This is a genomic window from Kitasatospora sp. NPDC058406 (assembly GCF_042722765.1).
GTDB lineage: Bacteria > Actinomycetota > Actinomycetes > Streptomycetales > Streptomycetaceae > Kitasatospora.
On sequence record NZ_JBHXKE010000146.1, the window covers coordinates 1 to 23,438 of the forward strand.

General features: G+C 71.7%; 22 protein-coding genes and 2 pseudogenes. 14 read left to right on the top strand and 10 right to left on the bottom strand.

Annotated elements, in window-relative coordinates; translation table 11 throughout:
• Positions 1-86: 86 nt before the first annotated feature.
• The 5 genes from ACFWOG_RS25800 (at position 87) to ACFWOG_RS25820 (ending at position 6,994) form a co-directional block, all read left to right on the top strand.
• Complete coding sequence (locus tag ACFWOG_RS25800; protein ID WP_380361153.1) at positions 87-1,586, top strand: pyridoxal phosphate-dependent decarboxylase family protein; 1,500 nt, start codon at positions 87-89, stop codon at positions 1,584-1,586.
• A 56-nt stretch (positions 1,587-1,642) separates the two neighbouring features.
• Entirely contained in the window at positions 1,643-3,094 is a 1,452-nt protein-coding gene (locus ACFWOG_RS25805; protein WP_380361154.1) for a GNAT family N-acetyltransferase, read from the top strand.
• 471 nt (positions 3,095-3,565) lie between these two features.
• Complete coding sequence (locus tag ACFWOG_RS25810) at positions 3,566-4,828, top strand: MurT ligase domain-containing protein (RefSeq protein ID WP_329885027.1); 1,263 nt, start codon at positions 3,566-3,568, stop codon at positions 4,826-4,828.
• A 52-nt stretch (positions 4,829-4,880) separates the two neighbouring features.
• A complete protein-coding gene (locus ACFWOG_RS25815; RefSeq protein ID WP_329885026.1) occupies positions 4,881-5,609 on the top strand; it encodes a glutamine amidotransferase in 729 nt (242 codons plus the stop codon).
• Positions 5,610-5,968: 359 nt separating this feature from the next.
• The gene (locus ACFWOG_RS25820; protein WP_329885025.1) at positions 5,969-6,994 is read left to right on the top strand and encodes a 6-phosphofructokinase; all 1,026 of its coding nucleotides are present in this window, start codon (positions 5,969-5,971) and stop codon (positions 6,992-6,994) included.
• 110 nt (positions 6,995-7,104) lie between these two features.
• Here ACFWOG_RS25820 and ACFWOG_RS25825 read toward each other — a convergent pair whose 3' ends face one another.
• Positions 7,105-7,932, bottom strand: coding sequence for a tyrosinase family protein (locus tag ACFWOG_RS25825; RefSeq protein ID WP_329885024.1), 828 nt, complete (start codon positions 7,930-7,932; stop codon positions 7,105-7,107).
• A gap of 45 nt (positions 7,933-7,977) precedes the next feature.
• A complete protein-coding gene (locus ACFWOG_RS25830) occupies positions 7,978-8,385 on the bottom strand; it encodes a tyrosinase cofactor (RefSeq protein ID WP_380361155.1) in 408 nt (135 codons plus the stop codon).
• Between the two features lie 320 nt (positions 8,386-8,705).
• Here ACFWOG_RS25830 and ACFWOG_RS25835 point away from each other — a divergent pair, with 320 nt between their 5' ends.
• Entirely contained in the window at positions 8,706-9,701 is a 996-nt protein-coding gene (locus tag ACFWOG_RS25835; RefSeq protein WP_380361156.1) for a 2-hydroxyacid dehydrogenase, read from the top strand.
• A 368-nt stretch (positions 9,702-10,069) separates the two neighbouring features.
• Here ACFWOG_RS25835 and ACFWOG_RS25840 read toward each other — a convergent pair whose 3' ends face one another.
• The gene (locus tag ACFWOG_RS25840) at positions 10,070-10,276 is read right to left on the bottom strand and encodes a hypothetical protein (protein ID WP_329885021.1); all 207 of its coding nucleotides are present in this window, start codon (positions 10,274-10,276) and stop codon (positions 10,070-10,072) included.
• 932 nt (positions 10,277-11,208) lie between these two features.
• On the opposite strand from ACFWOG_RS25840, the gene ACFWOG_RS25845 reads away from it, so the two are divergent.
• Together ACFWOG_RS25845 and ACFWOG_RS25850 are read left to right on the top strand one after the other, a co-directional pair.
• On the top strand, positions 11,209-11,586 hold the full coding sequence (locus ACFWOG_RS25845; RefSeq protein WP_380361163.1) for a MerR family transcriptional regulator: 378 nt from the start codon (positions 11,209-11,211) through the stop codon (positions 11,584-11,586).
• A gap of 1,250 nt (positions 11,587-12,836) precedes the next feature.
• A complete protein-coding gene (locus ACFWOG_RS25850) occupies positions 12,837-13,121 on the top strand; it encodes a MerR family transcriptional regulator (RefSeq protein WP_329948268.1) in 285 nt (94 codons plus the stop codon).
• A gap of 565 nt (positions 13,122-13,686) precedes the next feature.
• On the opposite strand, the gene ACFWOG_RS25855 is transcribed toward ACFWOG_RS25850, so the two are convergent.
• Both ACFWOG_RS25855 and ACFWOG_RS25860 read right to left on the bottom strand, forming a co-directional pair.
• Positions 13,687-14,052 (bottom strand): RNA polymerase-binding protein RbpA, encoded by a 366-nt coding sequence (locus tag ACFWOG_RS25855; protein ID WP_380361157.1) that lies wholly within the window; start codon positions 14,050-14,052, stop codon positions 13,687-13,689.
• A 279-nt stretch (positions 14,053-14,331) separates the two neighbouring features.
• Complete coding sequence (locus ACFWOG_RS25860; RefSeq protein ID WP_380361158.1) at positions 14,332-14,499, bottom strand: hypothetical protein; 168 nt, start codon at positions 14,497-14,499, stop codon at positions 14,332-14,334.
• A 201-nt stretch (positions 14,500-14,700) separates the two neighbouring features.
• On the opposite strand from ACFWOG_RS25860, the gene ACFWOG_RS25865 reads away from it, so the two are divergent.
• On the top strand, positions 14,701-14,883 hold the full coding sequence (locus ACFWOG_RS25865) for an STAS domain-containing protein (protein WP_380361164.1): 183 nt from the start codon (positions 14,701-14,703) through the stop codon (positions 14,881-14,883).
• On the opposite strand, the gene ACFWOG_RS25870 is transcribed toward ACFWOG_RS25865, so the two are convergent.
• The 3 genes from ACFWOG_RS25870 to ACFWOG_RS25880 all read right to left on the bottom strand — a co-directional run bounded on the left by ACFWOG_RS25870 (position 14,873) and on the right by ACFWOG_RS25880 (position 17,501).
• Positions 14,873-15,250 (bottom strand): CBS domain-containing protein, encoded by a 378-nt coding sequence (locus ACFWOG_RS25870; RefSeq protein ID WP_380361159.1) that lies wholly within the window; start codon positions 15,248-15,250, stop codon positions 14,873-14,875. The genes ACFWOG_RS25865 and ACFWOG_RS25870 overlap by 11 nt on opposite strands.
• Before the next feature lie 134 nt (positions 15,251-15,384).
• A complete protein-coding gene (locus tag ACFWOG_RS25875) occupies positions 15,385-16,932 on the bottom strand; it encodes a DEAD/DEAH box helicase (protein ID WP_380361160.1) in 1,548 nt (515 codons plus the stop codon).
• 365 nt (positions 16,933-17,297) lie between these two features.
• A complete protein-coding gene (locus ACFWOG_RS25880; protein WP_030918248.1) occupies positions 17,298-17,501 on the bottom strand; it encodes a cold-shock protein in 204 nt (67 codons plus the stop codon).
• Positions 17,502-17,781: 280 nt separating this feature from the next.
• Here ACFWOG_RS25880 and ACFWOG_RS25885 point away from each other — a divergent pair, with 280 nt between their 5' ends.
• The gene (locus ACFWOG_RS25885; protein WP_380361161.1) at positions 17,782-18,009 is read left to right on the top strand and encodes a hypothetical protein; all 228 of its coding nucleotides are present in this window, start codon (positions 17,782-17,784) and stop codon (positions 18,007-18,009) included.
• 282 nt (positions 18,010-18,291) lie between these two features.
• Positions 18,292-18,654: a hypothetical protein gene (locus tag ACFWOG_RS25890; RefSeq protein ID WP_329880041.1), complete on the top strand. Its 363-nt coding sequence runs from the start codon at positions 18,292-18,294 to the stop codon at positions 18,652-18,654.
• A gap of 210 nt (positions 18,655-18,864) precedes the next feature.
• Here the strand turns inward: ACFWOG_RS25890 and ACFWOG_RS25895 are convergent.
• Positions 18,865-19,083: pseudogene (locus tag ACFWOG_RS25895) on the bottom strand (FtsX-like permease family protein); the annotation flags it as partial.
• A gap of 329 nt (positions 19,084-19,412) precedes the next feature.
• Between ACFWOG_RS25895 and ACFWOG_RS25900 the strand changes: the two are divergent.
• Both ACFWOG_RS25900 and ACFWOG_RS25905 read left to right on the top strand, forming a co-directional pair.
• Positions 19,413-19,784: pseudogene (locus ACFWOG_RS25900) on the top strand (NAD(P)-dependent oxidoreductase); the annotation flags it as partial.
• A 160-nt stretch (positions 19,785-19,944) separates the two neighbouring features.
• The gene (locus ACFWOG_RS25905) at positions 19,945-20,919 is read left to right on the top strand and encodes a cytochrome c oxidase assembly protein (protein WP_329880121.1); all 975 of its coding nucleotides are present in this window, start codon (positions 19,945-19,947) and stop codon (positions 20,917-20,919) included.
• Between the two features lie 118 nt (positions 20,920-21,037).
• Here ACFWOG_RS25905 and ACFWOG_RS25910 read toward each other — a convergent pair whose 3' ends face one another.
• A complete protein-coding gene (locus ACFWOG_RS25910; protein ID WP_329951021.1) occupies positions 21,038-21,745 on the bottom strand; it encodes a TetR/AcrR family transcriptional regulator in 708 nt (235 codons plus the stop codon).
• 140 nt (positions 21,746-21,885) lie between these two features.
• Here ACFWOG_RS25910 and ACFWOG_RS25915 point away from each other — a divergent pair, with 140 nt between their 5' ends.
• On the top strand, positions 21,886-23,358 hold the full coding sequence (locus tag ACFWOG_RS25915) for an MFS transporter (protein ID WP_380361162.1): 1,473 nt from the start codon (positions 21,886-21,888) through the stop codon (positions 23,356-23,358).
• Positions 23,359-23,438 lie beyond the last annotated feature (80 nt).

Here is a 23,438-nt window from a genome sequence, read left to right on the forward strand (position 1 = left end):
GTGCCCCGCCGGCCCGCCGGAACCGTTCCGTCCCAGGTGGTGGGCCCGCGCCGCACGGCGCGGGCCTTTCTCGTACGATCGGCCCGTTGATCCCAGGTGCGCCGAGGACGCCGCGCCACCAGGCCTCCTCCCCCACCCGCTGGAGCACCGCCGTGACCCCCGAGGACTTCCGCGCCGCCGCCCACGCCGCCGCCGACCTCGTCGCCGACCACCTCGCCGAACTGCCCGGCCGCCCGGTCTGGCAGCCGATGGACGACGACGCCCGCCGCACCCTGCTGGACGCCCCGCTGCCGCGGGACGGGCGTCCGCTGGCCGAGCTGCTGGCGGACGTCGGCCGGGACGTGCTGCCGTACCCGATGGGCAACGGGAACCCGCGGTTCTTCGGCTGGGTCAACTCGGCCCCGGCCCCGGCCGGCGTGCTCGCCACCTTCGCCGCCGCCGCGATGAACCCCAGCTCCGCCGGCGGCGACCACGCCGACGTCCACCTGGAGCGGGCCGTGGTGCGCTGGATAGCCGAGCTGGTCGGGTTCCCGCACCCGGCCGGCGGCGGGCTGCTCACCTCCGGCACCTCGATGGCGACCATCGTCTGCCTGGCCGCGGCCCGCAACCGGGCCGCCCGCGAGGCGGGCCGGGACGTCCGCGCGGACGGACTGGCCGGGATGCCCCCGCTGGTCGGCTACGTCACCGGCGAGACCCACTCGTGCGTCCGCAAGGCCGCCGAACTGCTCGGCCTCGGCAGCCGGCACCTGCGGACCGTGGCCACCGGCCCGGACGGCCTGCTGGACATCGCCGACCTGCGGGCCGCCGTCGCCCGCGACCGGGCCGCCGGGCTGCTGCCGTTCCTGGTGGTGGCCTCCGCCGGGACGGTCGGCACCGGCGCGGTGGACGCCTTCGAGCCGATCGCCGACCTCTGTGCCGAGGAGCGCCTCTGGCTGCACGTGGACGGCGCGTACGGCGCGTTCGGCGTGCTCGACCCGGCGATCGCGCACCGCTACGCGGGGTTGGAGCGGGCCGACTCGCTCGCCCTCGACCCGCACAAGTGGCTCGGCGTCCCGGTCGACTGCGGCTGCGCGCTGGTCCGCGACACCGACGAGCTCCGCGCCGCCTTCAGCCTCGTCCCCTCCTACCTGCGGGACGAGGCGGCCGGCGAGCTCGGCTGGTTCTCCGAGTACGGCACCGAGCAGACCCGCCCGTTCCGCGCGCTCAAGGTGTGGGCGACCATCGCCCACCGGGGCCGCGACGGCGTGGCCGCGGACATCGCCCGGTGCACCGCCCTGGCCCGGCGGCTCGGCGAACTGGTCGCGGCGGACGAGGAGTTCGAGCTACTGGCCGAGGTGCAGACGTCGATCGTGGCGTTCCGCCTCCGCCCCCCGGGGCTGGACGAGGCCGCGCTCGACGAGCTCAACCACCGGTTGCCGGCCGCCGTCCAGCGGCGCGGCCGGGTCTTCGTCACCGGCGCGCGCCTCGGCGAGCGCGAGATGCTCCGCGCCTGCCTCCTCAACGCGGGCACCACGGAGGAGGACCTGCTCCTGCTCCTCGACGAGGTCCGGGCCGCCGCCCGTGAGACGGTCGGTCGGCACCATTAACCGTCAGGTCACGGGGGATTCGTGACCGTGAAACACCCAGGCGGCAGATTGATGGCATGGAGCACACGGAGCACCTGACGACCGAAACCGCCCAGGACCGGAACCCGACCCCCTCCCGTGCCCAACGGCGCGGCGCCCGCACGCACCGCTGGCGCCGCGACACGGTGGAACTCGCCGCCGTCTTCCTCTCGGTGACCGCCGCCGACCTGGTCGCCAAGTTCGTGCTGCACGGCCCGGACGGCCCGGTGATGCTCGCCGCCTCGGCGGTCGTCCTGCTCGCCACGGCGCTGTTCCACACCTGGTGGTCACACCGTCACCACCTGCACGGCCCACCGGCGCCGGACGCGCCCGCGCCTCCGCGGGCCACGGCCGGGCAGGCGACGGGATCCCCGGCGGGACCGGCGGGAGACACCCTGCGGGGCCCGCTGCACGACTTCGAGGAGACGGCGCTCTGGCGGGTCCGCACCACGGTGCAGGACTCCCCCGGCAGCCTGGCGCGGGTGTGCACGGCCTTCGCCGGGCGGCAGGTGAACATCGTCTCGATGCAGTCCCACCCCCTGCCGACCGGGGCCGTCGACGAGTTCTTCGTCCGCGCGCCGCGCTCACTGGGCCGCACCGAGCTGGTCGCCCTCGTCGCGGCGGCCGGCGGGCACGACATCTGGACGGGCCCGGCGGACGCGCACGACCTGGTGGACGTCCCCACCCACGTGCTGGCGCTGGCCACCCGGACCGCGCTCGACGCGGCCGAGCTGCCGATCGCGCTGCGGCAGCTGTTCGGACAGTGCAGCATCCGGCAGTACCCGCGGGCGGCCGAACGGTCACCCGCCGGGGTGGACGGGCACGTGATGCGCCTGCCGGTGCCGTCCGGGGACCTGATCGAGCTCACCCGCCCGCACCTGCCGTTCACCCCGACCGAGTTCGCCCGGGCCCAGGCCCTGGTCGAGCTGGACACCCTGCTCGGCCCCCGGGTGCCGGACGTCCGGGCCCGGCTCACCGTGCCGACCGGAGCCGACGTGACCGTGCGGCGCGCGGACGCCGACGACAAGGCGGCGGCGCTGGCGATGCACCACCGCTGCTCCCCCGACACCCTGCGCAAGCGGTACCACGGACCGGTCCGGGACGCCGACCGCTACCTGGACCACCTGCTGGACCCCCGGCACGGCCAGACGCTGGCGGTGGAGTCGGCGGACGGGCGGATCGTCGCCCTAGGGCACCTGATGTGGGACGACGACAGCGCCGAGGTGGCCGTGCTGGTCGAGGACGCCTGGCAGCGGCGCGGGCTGGGCCTGGACCTGATGCGGCGGATGTCGGCGCTGGCGCTGGAGGCCGGGGTGGAGACGGTGTACGCCGTCACGCACTCCTCCAACACCGGGCTGATCGCCACCATGCGCAAGCTGGCGGCGCCGCTGGACTACCAGGTCGACGAGGGCACCCTGGTGATCACCGCGCACCTGGCGGAGGCCGCCGAGGAGCTTCCGGTGCCCTGGCAGACCAGGCCGGGACGGTAGGGCTGGACAGGAGGGTTGGACGGTAGGACGGGGCGGTGGGACGGGGCCGCCCGTTCCGCCGGACCCGCGCCCGGACGGGCCGGAGCGCCGGTCCCGGTGCGCGGATCCGGCGCCCAAGCGGTCATCGGAAGGTCATTTTTTCACCACATCCTCACCAAGGACCACACCCGCCCCGGGCCGGACGGCACCCCCGCCGTCCGGCCCGGGGCGGTCGTGCCCGGCCACCGGACGCCCGGGAACCGCCGGGCCCGGGAACCGCGTCCCCGACGGCGAAAGGCCCCTCCGTACACCGTCGACCCTGACGTCGCGTCAGGACGTCCCGACCGGGTCCTCCGGGGGCGTCGCAGCAGGCGGCGCGGGGTCCGGAGCACCGACCCGGGTGGCGGAGTCGGTAGGCTGATCCCGTCCCCGCCGCCCGACGACCCGTTGTCCGGTCCCGGGCGGTGCCGCAGCAAGGAGGAACCACTGAGCATGGCAGGCACCGAATCGGAGCCCACAGGCGCACGCGACGCCTCGCTGCCCGCCCGCGCCAAGATCGCGGTCACGGCCGGCAAGGTGGCCGCCGCCCTCTCCCAGAAGGCGGGCCGAGGCAGCGGCTCGGTGATCGGCGGCAAGATCGCGCTGAGGCTCGACCCCGATCTGCTCGCCACCCTCGCCGACCACCTGGACGTGGTCCTGGTCAGCGCCACCAACGGCAAGACCACCACCACCCGGCTGATCGCCGAGGCGCTGCGCGCCGCCGGCCCGGTGGTCTCCAACGCTCTGGGCGCCAACATGCCGGCCGGCATCACCTCCGCCCTGGCCGGCGGCTCGGAGGCCCGCTTCGGCGTCATCGAGGTCGACGAGAAGTACCTGGCCGGTGTCGCCCGGGACACCCGTCCCAAGGCCATCGCCCTGCTCAACCTCTCCCGCGACCAGCTCGACCGTGCCGCCGAGACGCGGATGATGGCCGAGAAGTGGCGCGAGGGGCTGCAGGACACCGAGGCCGTGGTGATCGCCAACGCGGACGACCCGCTGGTGACCTGGGCCGCGTCCTCCTGCAAGAAGGTGGTCTGGGTGGCCGCCGGACAGGCGTGGAAGGAGGACGCCTGGTCCTGCCCCGCCTGCGGCGGCGTGATGCAGCGCCCCGGCGACGACTGGTTCTGCCAGGAGTGCGGCTTCCGGCGCCCCAACCCGCACTGGGCGCTCCAGGGCACCCACGTCATCGACCCGCAGCGCGGCGCCTGGCCGATCCGGCTCCAGCTGCCCGGCCGGGCGAACCTCGCCAACGCCACCAGCTCGGCCGCCGTCGCCGCCGTCTTCGGCGTCTCCCCGCAGGTCGCGCTGGAGCGGATGCAGTCCGTCACCGCGGTGGCCGGCCGCTACGACGTCGTCCAGTACCAGGGCCGCGACATCAGGCTCCTGCTGGCCAAGAACCCGGCCGGCTGGCTGGAGACGTTCTCGCTGATCGACGGCCCGCCCGCGCCGGTCATCCTCTCCGTCAACGCGCTCGACGCGGACGGCACCGACACCTCCTGGCTCTGGGACGTCGACTACGAGCGCCTCGCGGGGCACCCGGTGTTCGTGATGGGCCAGCGCAAGCTGGACCTGGCCGTCCGCCTGGAGGTCGCCGGGCTGCAGTTCCACGTGGTGGACTCGCTGGAGCAGGCCGTCCGGATGGCCCCGCCCGGCCGGATCGAGGCGATCGCCAACTACACCGCCTTCCAGCAGCTGCGGAAGGTCGTGGCCGGCTGATGCCGGTCCAGCAGCCCACAGCACGCACGTCACGCACGGAAGGCCTTCGAGGATGAGTGAGAGCAGCCTGCGCGTGGTCTGGGTCTACCCGGACCTGCTCAGCACGTACGGCGACCGGGGCAACGCCCTGGTCGTGGAGCGCCGGGCCCGCCAGCGCCACCTCAACGTGACCCGGATCGACGTCCGCTCCGACCAGGCGGTCCCCACCAGCGGGGACATCTACCTGATCGGCGGCGGCGAGGACCGACCGCAGCGACTGGCCGCCGAGCGGCTGCGCAACGACAGCGGCCTGGTCCGGGCCTCGGAGAACGGCGCGATCATCTTCGCCGTCTGCGCCGGCTACCAGATCCTCGGCCACGAGTTCGTCAACGACCTGGGACAGCGCGAGCCGGGCCTCGGCCTGCTCGACGTCTGGACCGCCCGCGGCGAGGGCGCCCGGTGCGTCGGCGACGTGCTCGCCGACGTGGACCCGCGGCTCGGACTGCCGCAGCTGACCGGGTTCGAGAACCACCAGGGCGTCACCCACCTCGGCCAGGGCGTCCAGCCGCTGGCCCGGGTCACCGCGGGCCGGGGCAACGGCACCGGTGACGGCACCGAGGGCGCCTGGCGGGACACCGTCTTCGGCACCTACCTGCACGGCCCCGTGATGGCGCGGAACCCCGCCGTCGCGGACATGCTGATCAAGCTGGCACTGGACGTCAACGCCCTGCCGCCGGCCGACACCACCTGGTACGACGCGCTGCGCACCGAGCGCATCGCGGCCACTTCGCGCCCCGCGTAGTACGTCCACGGTCCGTTCGCGACGGACCGGGTGCCCGCCATGCGGGCACCCGGTCCACAGGCGGGCCCGAACGTACGACAATGGGGCTGCCGGCTGCACACCCTCCTCGGCAGCAGGCTGCACTTCCGCGCGGGGGCGCCGACGGCGCCGCTCCCGCGTCGGCTCCTGCCCGGCCGGACGCAGGGGTCGTATGCTCGACTGCACGGCCGGTTTCGGATGTTCTGTCCGGATCGGCCGGTCCTTCACCCCACGGCCATCTCCCCGTCGATCCGGCGTGGGAGGCGGCGGTTACGGTGGCGGTTCGTCGTACCAGCCTGTAGTCCGGCCGTTCCTCGGTTCTGCTCGGGAGTTGCAAAGCAATGCGTATTGGAGTGCTGACCAGCGGCGGTGACTGCCCCGGCCTGAACGCGGTGATCCGATCCGTGGTCCACCGGGGGGTGGTCGACCACGGCGACGAGATCATCGGGTTCGAGGACGGCTGGCGCGGTTTCCTTGAGGGCCACCACCGTCCCCTGACCCTCGACTCGGTGAGCGGCATCCTCGCCCAGGGCGGCACGATCCTCGGTTCCTCCCGGGTGCAGCCGAGCCACCTGCGCGACGGCGTCGAGCGCGCCAAGCAGTACTGCGCGGACCTCGGCCTGGACGCGGTGATCCCCATCGGCGGCGAGGGCACCCTGAAGGCCGCCAAGCTGATGAGCGACGCGGGCCTGCCGATCGTGGGCGTGCCGAAGACCATCGACAACGACATCGCCTGCACCGACGTCACCTTCGGTTTCGACACCGCCGTCTCGGTCGCCACCGAGGCGCTGGACCGGCTGAAGACCACCGCCGAGTCGCACCAGCGCGTCATGGTGGTCGAGGTCATGGGCCGGCACACCGGCTGGATCGCGCTCAATGCGGGCATGGCGGCCGGCGCGCACGCGATCGTCGTCCCGGAGCGCCCGTTCCACATCGACAAGCTGACCGCGGTCGTCCGCGAGCGCTTCGACCGGCAGAAGAAGTTCGCCATCGTGGTCTGCGCCGAGGGCGCCAAGCCCGAGGCCGGCACCATGCACTGGGAGGAGGGCAGCCGTGACATCTACGGCCACGAGCGGTTCACCGGGATCGCCACCCAGCTCTCCCGCGAGCTGGAGCACCGGCTCGGCAAGGAGGCCCGCCCGGTGATCCTCGGCCACACCCAGCGCGGCGGCACCCCGACCGCGTACGACCGGGTGCTCGCCACCCGCTTCGGCTGGCACGCGATCGAGGCCGTGCACAAGGGCGCGTTCGGGCACATCACCGCCCTCCAGGGCACCAGCATCAACCTGGTGCCGCTGGGCGAGGCGGTCGCCGAGCTGAAGACCGTGCCGGCCGACCGCTACCTGGAGGCCGAGACGGTCATCTGACCGCTCCGCCCGTCCGGCCGCTCCGCCCGCGGACCGGTGCCCCGGCCCCCGAGTGCATGCTCGGGGGCCGGGGCCTTCGCGTTCCCGGCAGCCGCCCTACCGGGAGCGGATCAGAAGCCGGTGTCGTACGTGTACAGGCTGCTGTGGTCGAGCAGTCCGGCCGGCGTGACGGTGTTCCACGGCTTCATGGTCTCGTTCAGGTCGACCACGTCGGGCGTGCCGGCCGTCGGCAGGTAGGTCGCCCCGGGGTGGCGCTTCTGCCACTCCGACCAGAGCTTGTCGACGAAGCAGTGGTGCAGCCAGAACACCGGGTCGTTGGGCGACATCCCGGTGGCCATCTGGCCGCCCACCCAGACGTGCACCCGGTTGTGCAGGTTGACGCCGCGCCAGCCCTCCAGGTTGTTGCGGAAGCCGGACGAGGAGCTGTTCCACGGCGCGGCGTCGTAGGTGGTGATGGCGAGCACCGACTCGGCGTCGGCCCTGGTCGGCAGCTGGGCCACCCCGGCGCCGAGCTGGCGCCGCAGGTAGGTCCGGCTGTCGATGTTGACGTTGAGCGGCCAGCTGCCCCCGGAGAAGGCGAACGCGCCGGTGGTCACCTGGTTGTCGCCGCTCCTCCCGTTGCCGCCCAGGAAGTCCGCGCCCCAGAGGGACGAGGTGGTCGAGCGGTCGGCCGTCCAGTCCCAGTACGGCAGGTTCACGCTCGGGTCGATGGCCTGGAGCGCCCGCTCGAACTGGAGCAGGTACTGGCGGTGCCACGGCAGGAAGGACGGCGAGCGGTGGCCCGTCCGCTCGCCGTTGTCCACGTCGCTGACGATGAACTGGTTGTGGGTGGTGACGAACGGGTCGTAGCCGCCGGACGCCTTGAGTGCGAGCACGGCGTTGACGAAGGCCCGCTTCTCCTGGGCCGTCAGGGTCGCCTGGTTCTTTCGGACTGCCATGAGTCCCCCCTCGATGATGGTGTGCGGTACGGGTGGCGGACGGACTCAGGCGGTCACGATCGGGACGAGCGTGGCGCCCTGAAGATCGCTGACGGCGGCCCGGGCGAGCGAACGCGGCGTCACGAAGGTCTGGTAGTGGTTGACGACGCTGATCCAGGTGCCGTCGGCGTTGCGCATCATGTGCAGCTCGTCGCCGTCGATCCGCACCTCGTAGCCGGTGCCGGTGCCCCCGTGCTGGTGACCGCCCCCGGTGACGGGGCGGCCCTGGATGCGGCGCCCCTGGAAGACCTCGTCGAAGGTGTCGGACGCGCCGGGGTCGGCGGCCGTGGCCGACCCGCCGCCCGGGCCGGCCACCCCGATCACGACGGTGCCGGCGGCGACCGTCAGCGCGGCTGCGGCCCCCTGCAGCATCCGACGACGGGTGAGCTCCGACGCATGGGTCTCTTCGGACATGGTGATACCCCCCTCAGGTGCCCTGCATTGTTGTTAGGGCACCGTTCACGAACGATTGTTTAATCGTTAATCAGAGGCGATTTCGTGATCGCACTCCCTGTTTCGATGCTCGCAAGGCTTTTTGACCTAGGGAACAGCCACTCGGCGGGGGTGCGGATGGTTGCGTACGAATCCAGTCAAATTTCGGTCGCGACCGAACGGACCTCGAACCGGAACGGACGGACACCGGCGGGCCGCACGGTGCGACGCCCGTCACGTCCGGCTAGCGTGACGATGCGCCGGACCACCGCCGGCGCAGGCCACCCGGGAAGGAAACAACGATGAAGATCCTCGCGTACGGCGTCCAGGCGGACGAGCGGCCGCTCCTGGAGGAGGCGTTCGCGGACCGGCACGAACTGCGCTGCCTGGACCTCTTCCTCAACCGCGACACCGCCCCGCTGGCCGCCGGCCACCCTGCGGTGAGCAGCAGCGTCAACGCCGAGCTGGACGCCGAGACGCTCGCCCTGCTCGCCGCCGGCGGGACCGAGCTGATCGCCCAGCGCTCCACCGGTTTCAACAACATCGACCTGGAGGCCGCCGCCGAGCTGGGACTTACGGTCGCCCGCGTCTCCTTCTACAGCCCCTACGCGGTCGCCGAGCACGCCTGGACGCTGGCCCTGGCCGTCAACCGCCGCCTCACCCGCGCCGCGAGCCGCTCGCGCGAGTTCGACTTCCGGCTGGACGGCCTGCTCGGCCGGGACGTGCACGGCATGACGGTCGGTGTGATCGGCACCGGCAAGATCGGCGAGTGCTTCGCCCGGATCGCGCACGGCTTCGGCACCGAGCTGCTCGGCTGGGACATCGCCCCCAACCCGGCCTGTCTGGATCTCGGCATGACCTACACCGAACTGCCCGAGCTCCTCTCCCGCGCCGACCTCATCAGCCTGCACGTCCCGCTGCTGCCGGCCACCCACCACCTGATCGACGCCGCCGCGCTGGCCCGGATGAAGGACGACGCCATCCTGGTCAACTCCAGCCGCGGCGGTCTGGTCGACAGCGCGGCCCTGGTCGAGACGCTGCGGGCCGGCCGGCTCTCCGGCGTCGGCCTGGACGTCTACGAGGAGGAGACCGGCGTCTTCTTCACCGACCGCTCGATCCAGGGGATCGCCGACGACACCCTCGCCCGCCTGGTCACCTTCCCCCAGGTGCTGGTCACCTCGCACCAGGCCTACTTCACCCGCACCGCGGTCGGCCAGATCATCGACGCCACCGTCCGCAACGTGGACGACTACGCCGCCGGGCGCCGCGGCGAGAACGTCCTCGTCCCGAAGAAATGACCCGACAGGCGTTGCTCAACTGCGCGAAAAACATCGGACGTTGACGCTCATCGTGAAGATCCAGGGTCGATCGGACTCGAACCCGATCGATACCCAGTCGGGTTCACGTTCGTACATAGATGCCCGCCCGAGCACGCCTTCGCGGCGGCCGACTCGAAGCCCCCCGCCTTGGCCGCAGCCTGGTCCTCACGAAGGCGACGCAAAGCGGCACCCCGCCCTGGTGGGCAAGTGACGGGGGTCGGCGCCGTGACGCACGCCTCGCCCGAGTGGGCAACCTGCGGCAAGGACTTCCCTGCTTTGCGGCCCCGGCCGATGGCGAGTCCCGTGTCTCCGTTCCCGAGGTCCCCGACTCGGGGTGGGGTGGGGTTCTATCGCTTGCCATCACGGGTGCGGGGCTGGAGGGCTCGGCGCAGGGCGGGGAGGTCGGCGAGGGTGGCCTGCTCGGCGAAGCGGGCCAGGAGCCTGCGCAGCGCACGTTCGTCGCGGTCGTGGACGGCCTCGGCCAGGGCGGTCAGTAGGGATGCTTGCGTGTGGACGGGTGTGCGAGCCGTCGCCACATTCTGTGCGTCTTCCATGGTCACCCGCCTGCTCGTTGCCCCTGGTCGGCCGGGGCGTGGTTCGCTTCTATGTGCGGGCCGCAGGCTACCTCCCCTTCGAACATCGAAAAATCTATGCCGGGCAGAGTAGACATTGGCGAAGGGTCTGGTTAGTGTTTCTCTCGTAGCAAGCAGTCAGCGGGGCCCGCCAGACACGAACTGGCGTGAGCAGTACGGAAGTTCGCAAGTCTCGGTGCGGTTGCGGAGTCCTGAAGCCAGGGTTGGTGCAGTACGGCGGCAGGGCTGGCGGCCGGGCCGGGTGGCCCGCAGTGATCAGGGGCCACCGCCAGCCGGTACCGCAGGACACGAAGTAGTGCATGACGAGTAGGTGAAGTTGACGTTGCGTCGCAGCCACCGGTGGTTGAGGTGTGCGAGGTCTCAGCAAAGGCGCCGGCTGCGGGCGCGCGTGCTGGGAGGTCCGGCAGTGGGGTTCTAAGCCAAGCAGGTTGAGCAGGGCAGGCGACGGGGCTGGCTGCCGGACAGGTGGTGGGCCTTCAGGGACACCACAGCGGTACCAATGCAGTTCGCAGCACCAAGCAGTACAGGTGTGAATCACGTAGGACCAGCAGGTGCAGTACCAGCAGTTCGCAGGATGTGCAGTGCTGTAGAGGAAGAGACGGAGGGCGCTAGCGCCATCAGGATCGCCCGGGCGTGGAGTTGAGCAGTTGCTGTCCGGGCGGACACCGCAGACCCCTCAAGGTACGAAGGTTGGTGGTTTCCGGTCACGCATTTGCGATCCCCGCGATCCTCCTCCCCCGAGGAGTTGCGGACACAAGGACCGGCTCAGGGCCGGTAGATGGTGAAGTTCCCCTTCGGGGCCCCGGAGCCGATACGGCACCGGGGCCCCTCCCGCGTCCCCGCCCACCCATATGAACCCGACTCCCATATGAAGAGGTGCAGTGACCACAACCATCCACCACCCCCTCACCCCCGCAGCCGCAGCCGCAGCCGCAGCCGCAGCCGCAGCCCACGATCCGGCCGGCCGCCTCGACGATGACGACTACCCCGCCTACACCACGGGCTGCGCCGCCGAGATGACCGGCACCACCGCGGGCTTCCTGCGCTCCCTCGGCGAGCACGGCCTGATCACCCCTGCACGCTCCGGCGGCGGCCATCGCCGCTTCTCTCGCCGCCAACTTCGGATCGTGATGCGCGCCCGCGACCTCGTCGACCAGGGCACCGCCGTCGACGCCGCCTGCCGCATCATCATCCTCGAAGACCAACTCGACAGGGCCCGGCGCACCAGCGAACAACTCGACCGTTCCCGCAGGCAGCACAGCAGCGCCTGAACAGCACCGGCGCCGCCGCAGAGGCGGTGGCGCCGACCCCACCGGCGCGGCACGGCGACCCGCTCAGCTGCGCCGACCGAGTATCGGACTGGAGCGGCACCAACCGGAGCAAAGAGTGGCGCGCCCCTCCGAGGCTCTGCTGATCCGCCTGGACGTGGTCGGCGTCGACCACGTCCTTTGAACATCCGCCACGAACGCCCGCCCCACGGTCCCGGAACAAGCCGCCGGCCACCGTCGTGCAGCCGACCAGGAGCAGCCCCGCCTGCCCCCGCAACGCCACCTCCCACCCCCAAGGGAGCTGGGACGTGTGTGCGGACTGCTGTCGCCTCAGGCGGTTCCCGTCTTCACCCGGCTGCGCGTTGCCCCTGGTGCGGTGGGTCGAGTTCACTCCTGCGTGTGAGCCGGAAGGCTACCTGCGCTTCGAACACGGCAAAATCTATGCTGCCCGGAGTAGACATTGGCGCAGGGTGTGGTTAGTGTTTCTCCCGTAGCAAGCAGTCAGCGAGGCCCGCCAGACACGAACTGGCGGGAGAGAGTTCGCAACTCTCGGTGCGGTTGCGGAGTTCCGAAGCCAGGGTTGGCGCAGTACGGCGACGGGACTGGTAGCCGGGCCGGGTGGCCCGCAGTGATCAGGGGCCACCACCGAGCAGTACCGAAGTAGGCGCAGTACAGCAGGTGAAGTTGGATCGCAGTCACCGGTGGTTGAGGTGCGCAGGATCTCGGTAAAGGCGCCGTGCTGCGGGCGCGCGTGCCGAGCTGTCCGGCAGCGGGGTTCCAAGCCACGAAGGTTGAGCAGGATCGGCGACGGGGCTGGCTGCCGGCGTAGGTGGGCCGGTACGGACACCACAGCAGTGCCAGCAGGTGGCAGTACGCAGTACCAGCAGTTGTCAGTGATGCAGAGGATGAAACGGAGGGCACAAGCGCCATCAGGATCGCCCGGCCCGTCAGATGAGCAGTCCTCGTCCGGGCGGACACCGCAGACCCCACGGTATGAAAGATGGTGGTTTCCGGTCACGCATACGCGATCCCCGCACGCTCCATCCGATGAGGCAGTGCGGACACAAGGACCGGCCCAGGGCCGGTAGATGGTGCTGTTCCCCTTCGGGGCCCCGGAGCCGCAATGGCGCCGGGGCCCCTCCACGCGTTCCCAGAACCGGATTCGAAGAGGTGCAGTGACCACGACCATCAACCGACCCACCACCCCCGACGCCGTCAGCTCGTTCGATGACGACGACTACCCCGCCTACACCATGGGCCGCGCCGCCGAGATGACCGGCACCACAGCCGGCTTCCTACGCGCCCTCGGCGAGCAGGGCCTCATCACCCCCCTACGCTCCGACGGGGGGCACCGCCGCTTCTCCCGCTACCAACTGCGGATCGCGATGCGCGCCCGCGACCTCGTCGACCAGGGCACCGCCGTCGACGCCGCCTGCCGCATCATCATCCTCGAAGACCAACTCGAAGAAGCCCTGCGCATCAACGAACAGCTCCGCGGAGGCCGCCCGACCGGGCAGCCTCCCGCCGCCGACACCTGACCCCCAGCCCGCCCGGCCCGCCGGCGGGGAGCGGTCAGCGGTGAACGCCAAGCCCTCACCGCCACGCACACCCTTCGTGAGGACCACTTCGGGGCTGCCCGGCGGCGCGGCCTGGGCGCTCCCCTGAGTTCACTCGGGGCCGTTCATCGGCTACCGTTCTGCCCGAGTTCATGACGCGTGCCCCGCGGTGTGGGCCCGGCCCCGGCTTTTTGCCGTCGGCCGGCCCACGCCCCGCGCTCCCACCGGCCGGGCAGCCGTCCCATTGAGGGCCGGATCGGTTGGGCCGACAGCAGAACCCAGCGATGCCAGCCTGTGCAGATCCTCGCCCTCACAGCCCCCGACAGGATCGCTGTCGCGCCCGCCGCAGCGTCCACACCGCGGTTCGACACACTGCCGAGCCACCAGAGCCGCGCCGCGCCCTGACCGGGGAGGGAAGGAGCGGCGTCGCCGCATCCCGAGCACGTTCGGGCCTCGCCGTCAGGCTGTGCCCGCCGGCGAGGCCGGATAGTGGTGGCTGTTCACTGGCTGGTGCGGCGGTCAGCGGTCAGCGGTCAGCGGTCAGCGGTTAGAACGTGCCGCGGAGTTTGGCCAGTGCCTCGTTGAGGAGTATTTCGCCGTCTTCGCGGGTGCGGCGTTGGAGCACGTAGGCGAAGTGGGTCTTGAAAGGCGTGCTGCCTGGCGCTTCCGGGGTGTTGTCGGGGTCGGTGCCGGCGGGCAGGCCGCACCGGCGGCAGTCCCACAGCTCCGGGGCCTCGACCCCGACCGCGAAGCGGGGCCGGCTGTGGTGGCCGTTGCCGCACCAGAACGACACCGCAACGCGGGGCGCCAGGTCACCACGCTCGGACTCACCCATCGGGCCCGACCCGATCCGTGCACCCCTCAGACCGCCATGTCCCTGCGCCACGTTCGCTCTCCTCGCCACCGTACCCACCCCTCCCGGACACCCCGCGAGGAGCGCTCAGCGTACGACGACCACTCCTCCGCGCAGCAGAGCGCCGGCACCGCCGAGGACAACCACGCCTCACTGGACATCCAGAGACGAAGCAGCCGGCAGCGTAGGCGGGGTTCGGCGGCCGGCACCGCGGCCTTGGTCTACCGGGCGAGAAAGGCTGTTACAGCCTTTCCGTCGAACGGGCGGCGGGTCACCCTGGTCTTCCGCCGGCGCCCACTCGCCCCACTGGGCGCAGCGCGAGCACATCCTGCCGATCGTCTAGGCGTTCAGCGGGACCTGCGCCGTCGTGGTGTCCCGGGCGCGGAACTGGGGGCAATCCGTGCCGGCGCGGAGCTTGGCGCTCTTGCTCCGGGCGGAGTGCACGGTGATGGTCGCGCCGAGGAAGTCACCGGGCGGGACATCGGCGGCGAGCGGGCTTTCGAGCACGTCACTCCCCTATCGGTCTCGGCTTGTGAGCCTGGACCGGCCCTCTGACAACGGCCGCGACCGAGCTCCGACGATGGGTGTCGGCAGCTGCGGTGACCGCCTCGCCGTTCTGGATCGCGCCCAGCCGCTCAGCAGGCCGGCCGAACTGAGACTCATGGACGGGTCGACGCCCTGCCCGATCCGGTCCTGCGGGACCGGTCGCTGCGCGAGGCCGCGCGAACGGGCAGTCAGTCGTCCCGGGTCGCGTTCTGCGACTCCAGCGGTCTCAACGCCCTCATCCGGGCCTACCAGAAGGCCCGTGAAGCGGGCACGGAACTCCGTTTGCTGAGCCCGACCGCACCGGTCGCGGCCCTCCTGCGCCGACAGGCCGGTTCTAGACACTGAGCAGGCCGATGGCGTGGCCGTCGTGGTCGACGACCGGCCACACGGCCAGGCCCCGGGCGCGCATGGCGGCCGCCGCAGTGGCCGCGGGCATGGCGGCGGTGGCGAACGGGGCCCGGTCGAGGACGATGTCGCGTACCGGGGTTCGTGCGGTGGTCCGGGAGTGGGCCTGGAACGGGGCGAGGTGCCGCCGGGTCAGGAGGCCCGCGCAGCGGCCGTCGTCGTCGCGGACCAGGAGGTGGTCGGCGCCGGAGCCGTGGAGGATGTGGATCGCCACGTCGAGCATGACGTCGTCGCTGATCTGGAGCTCGGGGTGGGTCATCAGGTCGCGGACCGTGGTGGCGGCGGGGCGGTCGAGGGTGAGGGTCATGGGCGGACTCCTTTGGGGTCGCTTCCGCCGAGGCCGGCGGTGGTCGTGGCACTGACGACGGTGGGACGGCCGGCGGGGTCCGCCGGGGCGGGCCCGGACCTCGGTGGCGGTCCGGGCCCACACGACGTCTACTGCTAAGCGGCGAGGGCGACGCGTCGGGGTGCCCGGCGGCGGCCGGAGGAACCCTGGCCGGCTCGGCTCGTGGTGGCAGCTGCGGTGTCGCTGCCGGCGCGGGTGGGGCGGCTGCGGCGGTTGCGGCTCGTGGACGCGCTGCGGCGGGGGCGTTCGACGACGGGGGCGGCGATCACGGTGGGGATGCCGGTGGGCGTGCGGGCCCCGGTGATGCGGGCGAGGTCCTCGTCGCCGGCGCTGACACGGGTGGTGACGGGGGTGATGGCGGCCGTGTTCATCATGCGGGCCATCTCGCGGCGCTGGTTCGGCAGCACGAGGGTGACGACGGTACCGGACTCGCCGGCCCGGGCGGTGCGTCCGCCCCGGTGGAGGTAGTCCTTGTGGTCGGCCGGCGGGTCCAGGTTGACGACGAGGTCGAGCCCGTCGACGTGGATGCCGCGGGCGGCGACGTTGGTCGCGATGAGCGCGGTGACCTGGCCGGTGCGGAACTGCTCCAGGGTGCGGGTGCGCTGGGGCTGGGACTTGCCGCCGTGCAGGGCGGCGGCCTTCACGCCGTTGGCGAGGAGGTCCTCGACCAGGCGGTCCGCGCCGTGCTTGGTGTCGGTGAACATGATCACGCCGCCGTCACGGGAGGCGATGTGGGCGATCGTGGCGTTCTTGTCGAAGTTCTGCACGTGCAGCACGTGGTGCTCCATGGTGCTGACCGCCCCGGCGGACGGGTCCACCGAGTGGGTGACCGGGTCCTTGAGGAAGCGGCGCACCAGGCGGTCGACGTTGCGGTCCAGGGTGGCGGAGAACAGCATCGTCTGGCAGCCCTCGGCGACCTGGTCGAGCAGTTCGGTGACCTGCGGCAGGAAGCCCATGTCGGCCATCTGATCGGCCTCGTCGAGGACCGTGATGCCGACCCCGTCGAGCTGGCAGTCGCCGCGCTGGATCAGGTCCTTGAGCCGGCCGGGGGTGGCGACCACGACCTCGGCCCCGTGGTTCAGGGCGTGGGCCTGGCGGCCGATCGACATCCCGCCGACCACGGTCGCCATGCGCAGTCGCACCGCGTGGGCGTAGGGGGTGAGGGCGTCGGTGACCTGCTGGGCGAGTTCGCGGGTGGGGACCAGTACCAGGGCCAGCGGGCGGCGGGGTTCGGCCTTCCGGCCGGCGGTGCGGGCGAGCACGGCCAGACCGAACGCGATGGTCTTGCCGGAGCCGGTGCGGCCTCGTCCGAGGACGTCGCGGCCGGCGAGCGAGTTCGGGAGCGTGGCGGCCTGGATCGGGAACGGCGTGGTGACGCCCTGGCGGGTCAGCACCGACAGCAGCGCCTTCGGCATGTCCAGCTCGTCGAACGCTTCGACGGCGGGCAGCGCCGGGGTGGTGCTGACCGGCATCGCGAACTCACCCTGGGAAGAGGAGCCCTGACGGGAGCTCCGGCCGCCGGCGGGCCGGTCGCCGTAGAAGGAGCCGCCGCCGGAGCGGGATCCGTAGGAGCTGCCGGAACGGGCGGAGGCCGAGGAGCGGGAGTTGGTGTTCTGGTACGGGGAGCGACTGGAGCGGTTCATGCGAAACCTTCCTGGGTCGGCACGTCGCGAGGAGGCTCCGCAGCGCGGGGCGCCGGCAGGAGGCCGCAAGGGAACGGACCGAAATGTGGAGAGCGGGGCGTGGACGGTGAAACCGTGCGGCACGTCACCTGCGGTCGGCGCTCACCGACAGTGCGGGAGCGAAGATCCTCGAACCGTGGGATGTCACGGCAGGGCGGCGATCCGGACGCGGCGCTGTGCGTCTCGCGTGGGGACGGCCGCCGGTGGCGGAGCCAGGGGGCCTGAACGGGCCGGGGAATGCGCGTGGCGCAATGCGGAGGGGCCCGCACCGGGCATCATGTACGCGGTGCGGGCCCCTCGCTACCAGGCGGGTGCCGTGGCAGAAACTACAGCGGACGAATGTTCTCGGCCTGCGGGCCCTTCTGGCCCTGCGTGACGTCGAACTCGACCTTCTGGCCCTCGAGCAGCTCACGGAAGCCGTTGGCGTTGATGTTCGAGTAGTGGGCGAACACGTCAGGACCGCCACCCTCCTGCTCGATGAAGCCGAAGCCCTTTTCCGCGTTGAACCACTTCACAGTGCCATTAGCCATAAAGAAATCTCCTTCAAGGGGCTGTCCGGAAGCCGCACAGCGCGGGATCCGAGTCGCCGCGATGAGCACCCACCCGGGGAAGAGCCGGGAAACAAAAAGGCGCCTGCGATACATCAGCAGGCGCACACCAAGTTCATGGGAACCACTACTGCAACTAAGGAGACTCTAGCAGGCCCAGTCGCACCGCGGGCGGACATTTCACCCCCGGTTCTGCGGGACCCCCTCCCAAGGGGGCATCGGAAAGACCCGCTCCCGCGATTTTCGGCGCATACTGCGGGGAATGTCGAAATCTGCAGCAGTTCGCCGCGCCCTGCCCACCAGCCCCTTCAAGGCCCGGATCGAGGCGCCGCGCAAGCACTTCGCCGTCGGCGACCGCGTCACCCACGACACCTACGGCCTCGGCCGCGCCATCGGGGTCGAAGGCAACAGCGACATCGCGGTACTCGTCGACTTCGGATCGCGACGGGAGCGCATCACCCAGCCCTACGCCGCGATGTTCAAACTCTGACCCGGGACGCACGCGGTTCTCGGCTCAGGAGGGGACGCGCAAATCCTCCACGCAGCGGGCTTCACCGTCACCGCCCTCGGAACCGACCTGATCGTGACCGCCGGACCGGACGATCCGGGCGCCGCCCAGGGCCCCACGGCTGCTTCCGGCTGCCCCGCGCCGCGGCGCAGCCGACCCGCGCGCCAGGTCGCCGCCGCGTAGTAGCCGGCGCAGGGCCCGTGACCGCCATGGCCGCCGCCCCAGACGCGTGGGCGCCGGAGGCCGTGTCCTATCCTGGGATTCATGTCGAACCCTGACGGGCTGCTCGTCGACATCGCCGCGATGGTCGAATCCGAGCACAGCAATCAGATGTCCTTGACCGTGGTGGTCCCAGGCGCGGTCATCACCGGACGGCTCGCGCCAGTGACCCTCTGGTGGGAGCGGGTGGCGGAGGTCCTCCAGGCCTCGGAGCACGTGAAGCCGTTCGCCGCCCTCTTCGTCCCGCCCCCGGGCGGCCTGCCTGCACGGCCCACCCATCTTCATCTCCACCGGGCGAGGATTCTGCAGGGCGACTTCGCGCTGCCGCACACCGGCGGCATGTACCGCATCGCGATCGAGGACATCAGCAGCTGGACGGTCGGGGACTTCAGCTACTCCGACATCTGACGGCCGCGACAGGCCGCACGGGCGCATTCCTGCCCTCGGAGTCCAGCACCACGTAGTGGCAGCGGGTCCTGCCGATGTCCGCGCCCGTTGCGGTGCGTGCCAGACGTCCTTCATGTACGCGGGGAAGTCGATCACGCCGACGTGGTCCACGACGAGGCGATGGGCGACGATTCCGAGTGGGATGCCGAGCACCGCGCCGATCGCGCCGAGTCCGGCGACCGAGGTCACCGTCATCAGGATCACCTGCCGGGGCGTCATTCCGATGGACTTGAGCATGCCCAGGTCCCTGCGCCGTTCGCGGGTGTTGAGGAGGACGGTGTTGAAGACGCCCAGCGAGGCGACGAGGGCCAGCAGCGCGGTGAACACGGTGGAGAAGGTGATGACGGTGGCAGTACCTGCGTTGCCCGGGTCCAGTACGGAAGCGTGCACGGCCGGGTCGAGTTTCCCGGCCGCCCCCGCTCATCGACAAGATCGCCTTCGCCGGGCTGCCCGGGTGATCATGCTGACCACCTTCGACCTCGACAAATACGTCTACGCCGCCCTCACCGCCGGAGCCAGCGGCTTCCTCCTCAAGGACGTCACCCCCGCGCACCTGGCCGCCGCCGTACGCCTCGTCGACACCGAGAACGCACCACTCTCGCCCGGCACTCGACGACCTGCACCGATGTCCTCCGCGTTTCCCACGACGGCGGAGGGCGTTCCGGAGCATCCACAGCACACATAGGCTGACCTGCGGAGACTCGGTTCCACGCAAGGCTCTGCCCGCCGCCCACCACCTGATCGACGCCGCCGCGCCGGCCGGGATGAAGGACGACGCCATCCTGGTCGACTCCGGCCGCGGCGGCCTGGTCGACAGCGCGGCCCTGGTCGAGACGCTGCGGGCCGGCCGGCTCTCCGGCGTCGGCCTGGACGTCTACGAGGAGGAGACCGGCGTCTTCTTCACCGACCGCTCGATCCAGGGGATCGCCGACGACACCCTCGCCCGCCTGGTCACCTTCCCCCAGGTGCTGGTCACCTCGCACCACGCCCACTTCACCCGCACCGCGGTCGGCCAGATCATCGACGCCACCGTCCGCAACGTGGACGACTACGCCGCCGGGCGCCGCGGCGAGAACGTCCTCGTCCCGCGCGGCCGAACCGCTCGCGCGGAACCCTGCACCGGGGGGCGGCGGAGGCACCGGAGTAAGGCCCGCCTAGGCTGTACGACGAAGCAAAACGGGCGAACCGGACCCACCCAGGGGCCGCGAGGATGGAAAGCAGGACCCGCCGATGGGTGACGGAATGCCAGGAATGCACCACCACGGCGGGATGACCGAACTCGGACCCTTCTCGCTCTCCAACGTGCTGACCTGGTCCCCCGACTGGGTGTTCCTGATCGGCAGCCTGGCGGCGCTGGCCCTGTACCTCACCGGCGTGGTCCGGCTGCACAGGCGCGGCGACCGCTGGCCGGTCGGGCGCACGGCGGCCTGGGCGGCGGGCACCGGGACGGTGATCCTGGTCACCTGCACCGGGTTGAACGACTACGGCATGGTGCTGTTCAGCGCGCACATGATGCAGCACATGGTGCTCTCCATGCTGTCGCCGATCCTGCTGCTGCTCGGGGCGCCGATCACGCTGGCGCTGCGCGCCCTGCGACCGGCCGGCAAGGGCAATCCGCGGGGGCCGCGCGAGCTGCTGGTGGCCCTGCTGCACAGCACCTACGTGAAGGTGATCTCGCACCCGGCGTTCACCATCCCGCTGTTCATCGCGAGCCTGTACGGGGTCTACTTCACCCCGCTGTTCGACTTCCTCATGGAGTACCGGCTCGGGCACATCTTCATGATGGTGCACTTCCTGGCGACCGGGCTGGCGTTCTTCTGGCCGATCATGGGCGTGGACCCCGGTCCGAACCGGTCGGGCCACGTGATGCGGATCATCGAGCTGTTCATGGGCATGCCGTTCCACGCCTTCTTCGGCGTGGCGGTGATGATGGGGAGCCAGCCGCTGGTGAAGACCTTCACCACCGAGGGCGCGCCGCCCGGGACGGACCTGCTGGCCGACCAGAAGCTGGCCGGCGGCATCACCTGGGCGTTCGGCGAGATCCCGACGGCGATCGTGCTGATCGCGCTGGTCTACCAGTGGATGCGCTCCGAGGAGCGCCTCTCCCGCCGCCGGGACCGCGCCGAGGACCGCAGCGGCGACGCCGAGCTGGCGGCGTACAACGCGTACCTGGCGTCGCTGGACAAGCGCAACCAGCGGCCCGCGCCGGCGGCCGACGCCGGCTGAGCCCGGCCCCACCGCTCCGGAACCCCCGCCCTCGGGCGGGGGTTCCGTCGTTTCCGGAGCCGGGAACGGAGCCGGAGCCTTGGCCTGCCGGGGGCCGACCGGCGGCGGCCCCGGGGGGTCAGCCCGCCGTGCCGGACTGCCGGGCCAGGCCGGCGACCAGGATGTCCAACCCGAACTCGAACCGCTCGTCCCCGACGTCGCGGGTGAGCGCGACCGCCATGGAGGTGATCATCGGGTAGCGGTCGGTCGGGACGGTGTCGAAGTAGTTCCGGATCCGCTCGGTGAACTCCTCGCTGTTCCCGCCGCCGCGGGTGGACGCCTCGAAGGCGGTCGCCGTCGTGTAGAGCCCGAGCAGGTCGACCCCGTAGGCGGCGGTCTGCTCGTCGAGGCCGCCTGCGCGCAGCATGCCGAGCATGGCCTCGGCGATGTCCATCGCGTGCGGGGTCACCGGGACGTTGGCGACGACGGCGGCCCTGGCCAGATCCCGGTGCGAGAGCAGCACCTGGCGGGAGCGGCGCAGCAGCCGCTTCACCTGCTCCTGCCACGTGGCCGGGTCGGGCCGCTCCAGCTCGATCTCGGTGTAGGCGAGGTCGAGGACGAGCTCGACCAGCTCCTCCTTGCTGCCGACGTGGGCGTACAGGCTGGCGGCGCCCGTGCCGAGCTCCTGTCCGACCCGGCGCATGCTGAGCGCGTCCATGCCCTCGGCGTCGACGATCCTCAGCGCGGCCTCGACGATCCGCTCCCGGCTCAGCGGCTGCCGTCTGGGCGGAGCCTTCTCCTTCTGCCAGTGCTCGGACCAGCCGGAGCGCGGGGCGGCACTGGTCATGGGGGCTCCTTCGTGGTCGGTGACGGCTCCCAGATTACTTGACACGAACACCGTTCCATGGGAGAACACTGTTCGTTTAAAAAAACAGTGTTCGTCCCGACGAACGACGTTCGCCCCGTGGAATCCGGAGAGCACCCCCCATGACCGACCAGATCGCCCCTCCCGACCCCTCGCCGACGGCGGTGGCCGAGAGCCCCCCGACCGGCTACCGGCTGCGCTGGGCCGGTCTCGCCGTCATCCTGGCCGCCGAGGTGATGGACCTCCTCGACACCACGATCGTCGGCGTCGCCTCGCCCTCCGTCCGCCAGGACCTCGGCGGCAGCGACGCCCAGATCCAGTGGATCTCCGCCTCCTACACGCTCGCCTTCGCCGTCCTGCTGATCACCGGAGCCCGGCTCGGCGACTTCTTCGGACGCAGGCGCCTCTTCACGCTCGGCGCGGCCGGCTTCACCCTCGCCTCGGTGCTCTGCGCGGCGGCACCCGGCGCCGGCACCCTGATCGCCGCCCGGACCCTCCAGGGCCTGTTCGCCGCGCTGCTCATCCCGCAGGGCCTCGGACTGATCAAGTCGATGTTCCCGCCCAGGGAGATGGGGGCCGCGTTCGGCCTCTTCGGCCCCGTCCTCGGGCTCTCCTCCGTCCTCGGCCCCACCCTCGGCGGCTACCTCACCGACGCCGACTGGTTCGGCCTCGGCTGGCGGACCGTGTTCCTGATCAACCTGCCGCTCGGCCTGCTCACCGTCCTCATGGCCGGCCGGATCCTGCCCGCCGACCGCGTGACCGCTACCGCCCGCACCGGCCGGCTCGACCCGGTGGGCGTGCTGCTGCTCAGCCTCGCCGTGCTGCTGCTGGTCTACCCGCTGGTCCAGGGGCGCGAGCTCGACTGGCCGCTCTGGGTCTTCGTGGCGATGGCCGCGTCCCTGCCGGTGCTCCGGCTCTTCACCCTCCACCAGCGCCGTGTCCTGCGGCGCGGCGGCACCCCGCTGATCGAGCCCTCACTGTTCGGCAGGCGGGCCTTCGTCTCGGCGCTCGCCACCGGGCTGGTCTTCTTCGCCGCGCTCTCCGGCCTGCTGCTGGTCTTCACCCTCCACCTGCAGCTCGGTCTCGGCTGGACCCCGCTGCACGCCGGGCTCTCGATGATCCCGCTGTCGCTCGGCGTGGTCGCCGGCGCCGTCCTCTCCGGCGCGCTCCTGGCCCCGCGCCACGGCCGCCGGGTCCTGCACGGCGGCATGGTGGTCGCCGCCTGCGGTGCGCTCGGCCTCTGGTACTCGGTCGAGCACTGGGCCGCCGGCCTCACCAGCTGGGAGCTGCTCCCCGCGCTGGCCCTCACCGGTTTCGGTCTGGGCCTGATCATGGCGCCGTTCTTCGACATCGCCCTGGCCGGCGTCGAGGAGGCGGAGACCGGCTCGGCCTCCGGCGTCCTCAACGCCCAGCAGCAGCTCGGCGGCTCGGTGGGCGTCGCCCTGCTCGGCACCGCGTTCTTCGGCTGGGCCGGCACCGACGGCTTCCAGCACGCGGCCGGGCGGACGTACGGCCTCGCCGCCGCCCTGTTGGCGCTGGCCTTCCTGGTCGCCTTCCTGCTCCCCCGCCGGGCGCGCCCCGAGGGCGAGCACTGAGCGCGGCGCGCACCGCCGCCGCACCGGCCGGTGGCGGCGCCCGGCGGGTGGCGGCGGGAACGCCGGGAGGCCCCGGGATC

Excerpts from the sequence above, each read along its gene's own strand:
- ACFWOG_RS25885 (WP_380361161.1), top strand. The coding sequence starts at position 17,782 with ATGTCGAAATCTGCAGCAGTTCGCCGCGCCCTGCCCACCAGCCCCTTC.
- ACFWOG_RS25880 (WP_030918248.1), bottom strand. The coding sequence starts at position 17,501 with ATGGCTAATGGCACTGTGAAGTGGTTCAACGCGGAAAAGGGCTTCGGC.
- ACFWOG_RS25835 (WP_380361156.1), top strand. The coding sequence starts at position 8,706 with ATGAAGATCCTCGCGTACGGCGTCCAGGCGGACGAGCGGCCGCTCCTG.
- ACFWOG_RS25825 (WP_329885024.1), bottom strand. The coding sequence starts at position 7,932 with ATGGCAGTCCGAAAGAACCAGGCGACCCTGACGGCCCAGGAGAAGCGG.
- ACFWOG_RS25815 (WP_329885026.1), top strand. The coding sequence starts at position 4,881 with ATGAGTGAGAGCAGCCTGCGCGTGGTCTGGGTCTACCCGGACCTGCTC.
- ACFWOG_RS25820 (WP_329885025.1), top strand. The coding sequence starts at position 5,969 with ATGCGTATTGGAGTGCTGACCAGCGGCGGTGACTGCCCCGGCCTGAAC.
- ACFWOG_RS25875 (WP_380361160.1), bottom strand. The coding sequence starts at position 16,932 with ATGAACCGCTCCAGTCGCTCCCCGTACCAGAACACCAACTCCCGCTCC.
- ACFWOG_RS25870 (WP_380361159.1), bottom strand. The coding sequence starts at position 15,250 with ATGACCCTCACCCTCGACCGCCCCGCCGCCACCACGGTCCGCGACCTG.
- ACFWOG_RS25810 (WP_329885027.1), top strand. The coding sequence starts at position 3,566 with ATGGCAGGCACCGAATCGGAGCCCACAGGCGCACGCGACGCCTCGCTG.
- ACFWOG_RS25830 (WP_380361155.1), bottom strand. The coding sequence starts at position 8,385 with ATGTCCGAAGAGACCCATGCGTCGGAGCTCACCCGTCGTCGGATGCTG.
- ACFWOG_RS25840 (WP_329885021.1), bottom strand. The coding sequence starts at position 10,276 with ATGGAAGACGCACAGAATGTGGCGACGGCTCGCACACCCGTCCACACG.
- ACFWOG_RS25905 (WP_329880121.1), top strand. The coding sequence starts at position 19,945 with ATGCACCACCACGGCGGGATGACCGAACTCGGACCCTTCTCGCTCTCC.
- ACFWOG_RS25890 (WP_329880041.1), top strand. The coding sequence starts at position 18,292 with ATGTCGAACCCTGACGGGCTGCTCGTCGACATCGCCGCGATGGTCGAA.
- ACFWOG_RS25915 (WP_380361162.1), top strand. The coding sequence starts at position 21,886 with ATGACCGACCAGATCGCCCCTCCCGACCCCTCGCCGACGGCGGTGGCC.
- ACFWOG_RS25910 (WP_329951021.1), bottom strand. The coding sequence starts at position 21,745 with ATGACCAGTGCCGCCCCGCGCTCCGGCTGGTCCGAGCACTGGCAGAAG.
- ACFWOG_RS25805 (WP_380361154.1), top strand. The coding sequence starts at position 1,643 with ATGGAGCACACGGAGCACCTGACGACCGAAACCGCCCAGGACCGGAAC.
- ACFWOG_RS25850 (WP_329948268.1), top strand. The coding sequence starts at position 12,837 with ATGGGCCGCGCCGCCGAGATGACCGGCACCACAGCCGGCTTCCTACGC.